Here is a 2,242-nt window from a genome sequence, read left to right as displayed (position 1 = left end):
CACTCCCCCCCCCCCCCCCCCCCCCCCCCCCCCCCCCCCCCCCCCCCCCCCCCCCCCCACCACCCCCCCCCCACCCCCCCCCGCCCCCCCCCCCCCTCCCCCCCACCCCCCCCCCCCCCCCCCCCCCCGCGTCGCGACTGCCCCGCTGCTCAGCGGCCTTCGGCCGCCTTGGCGGCAATGTCCGTACGGTGCTGGGAGCCGTCCAGCCGGATCCGCGCGACGGCCTTATACGCCTTCTCGCGGGCCTGTGCCAGATCGGAACCGGTCGCCGTCACCGACAGCACGCGGCCGCCCGCGCTGACGACGGCGTCGCCCTCGCGCCGGGTCCCGGCGTGCAGGACGTACGCGTCGGGACCGTCCTCGGCGGCCACCTCGGCCAGGCCCTCGATCGGGTCCCCGGTGCGCGGGGTCTCCGGGTAGTTGTGGGAGGCGATGACCACGGTGACGGCCGCGTCCTCGCGCCAGCGCAGCGGCGGCTCGGCGTCCAGCGTGCCGTTGGCGGCGTTCAGCAGCACGCTCGCGAGCGGGGTGCGCAGCCGGGCCAGGACCACCTGGGTCTCGGGGTCGCCGAAGCGGGCGTTGAACTCGATGACGCGGACGCCGCGCGAGGTGATCGCGAGGCCTGCGTACAGCAGCCCGGAGAACGGGGTGCCGCGGTGGCGCAGCTCGTCGACGGTCGGCTGGAGGACGGTCTCCATGACCTCCTCGACCAGCTTCGGGTCGGCCCAGGGCAGTGGCGAGTACGCGCCCATGCCGCCGGTGTTGGGGCCCTCGTCGCCGTCGAGCGCGCGCTTGAAGTCCTGCGCGGGCTGGAGCGGCAGCACGGTGACGCCGTCGGTGATGGCGAAGAGGGAGACCTCGGGGCCGTCGAGGTACTCCTCGATGACGACGCGGTCGCAGCCGAGCGCGTGCGCGCGGGCGGCGGCCAGGTCCTCGGTGACCACGACGCCCTTGCCGGCGGCGAGGCCGTCGTCCTTGACGACGTACGGGGCGCCGAAGGCGTCGAGGGCCGCGTCCACCTCTTCGGGGGTGGTGCAGACGTAGCTGCGCGCGGTCGGGACGCCGGCCGCGGCCATCACGTCCTTGGCGAACGCCTTGGAGCCCTCCAGCTGCGCCGCTTCCGCGGACGGGCCGAAGACGGGGATGCCCGCGGCGCGGACGGCGTCGGAGACGCCGGCGACCAGGGGCGCCTCCGGGCCGACGACGACCAGGCCGGCGCCGAGCTCGGTGGCGAGGCGGGCCACGGCCGCGCCGTCGAGGGCGTCGACCGGGCGCAGCTCCGCCACCTCGGCGATGCCGGCATTGCCGGGAGCGCAGTACAGCGCGTTGACGTCGGGGTCGAGGGACAGAGAGCGGCACAGGGCATGTTCGCGGGCGCCGCCGCCGATGACGAGGACCTTCACGCCATGCAGCCTAGCCCGCGTGGCGGGATGCCTTTCGTGCGGCCACCCAATGAGACGGCCCTACTCGTTCGTGTATTCCTCCACAACCGTGGCTCCGAGCTCGCGCACGATGAGGTCGTGTCCGGTCAGGGCGCTCTCGACGAGGTCGGGATCGTCCTCCTCCGGTACGTCGTCCTCGGGCGCGACCGGCGGGGGCGCCTGCTGTACGGGGGGCTGCGGCGCGGAAGAGCCCTGCTGGGGCGGCTGAGGCTGCTGCGGCGGCTGGTACGGCTGCTGCGGGGCGGCAGCGGGCTGCGTCGGGGCCTGGGCCGCCGGCGGCGGGCTGTAGGCGGGCGCGGCCGGGCCGCCGTACGAGGACGGAGCCGCGGCGGGCTGGCCTCCGCCCCCTCCCACCACGGCGTCGATCTTCCAGTTGACCTGGAACTGCTCGGCGAGGACGGCCTTGAGCACGTCCTCGCTGCCGCTGCTCGCGAAGTTGTCGCGGGCTCCGACGTTGGGGAAGCCGAGCTGCAGGGTCGTCCCGTCGAAGCCGGTGACCTGGGCGTTCTGGCTGAGCAGGATCCACGTGAAGCGGCGGCGGTTCTTGACCGCCTCGAGGACGCCGGGCCACATCGCCTGGACCTGCCCGGCGCCGGCGGCCATGCCGGGCGACGGGGCGGCGGCCGGAGCGGGTGTGGCCGCGGGGGCGGCCGGAGCCGGGGCCGGGGCGGCGGGCGCGGGGACTGTCCCCAGCGCCGGGGGCGGGGGCGCTCGGCCAGGATCCCACGGACGGGGTGGAAGCAGCCCAGGCAGGGGCGGAAAAGACAGATCCCCGCCAGGCGCCCGGGGACACACCCCCA

General features: G+C 76.2%; 2 protein-coding genes. Both read right to left on the bottom strand.

Annotation, left to right across the window (positions count from 1 at the left end):
• Positions 1-149 precede the first annotated feature (149 nt).
• Positions 150-1,403, bottom strand: a complete 1,254-nt coding sequence (gene purD / locus ACZ49B_RS16560) for a phosphoribosylamine--glycine ligase (protein WP_468305982.1) — start codon at positions 1,401-1,403, stop codon at positions 150-152.
• Between the two features lie 60 nt (positions 1,404-1,463).
• Positions 1,464-2,045, bottom strand: a complete 582-nt coding sequence (locus ACZ49B_RS16555; RefSeq protein WP_468305979.1) for a hypothetical protein — start codon at positions 2,043-2,045, stop codon at positions 1,464-1,466.
• Positions 2,046-2,242: the final 197 nt, after the last annotated feature.

The organism is Streptomyces sp. NPDC031132, assembly GCF_055570595.1.
This window is presented reverse-complemented; position numbering and strand designations above follow the sequence as displayed.

Excerpts from the sequence above, each read along its gene's own strand:
- ACZ49B_RS16555 (WP_468305979.1), bottom strand. The coding sequence starts at position 2,045 with ATGGCCGCCGGCGCCGGGCAGGTCCAGGCGATGTGGCCCGGCGTCCTC.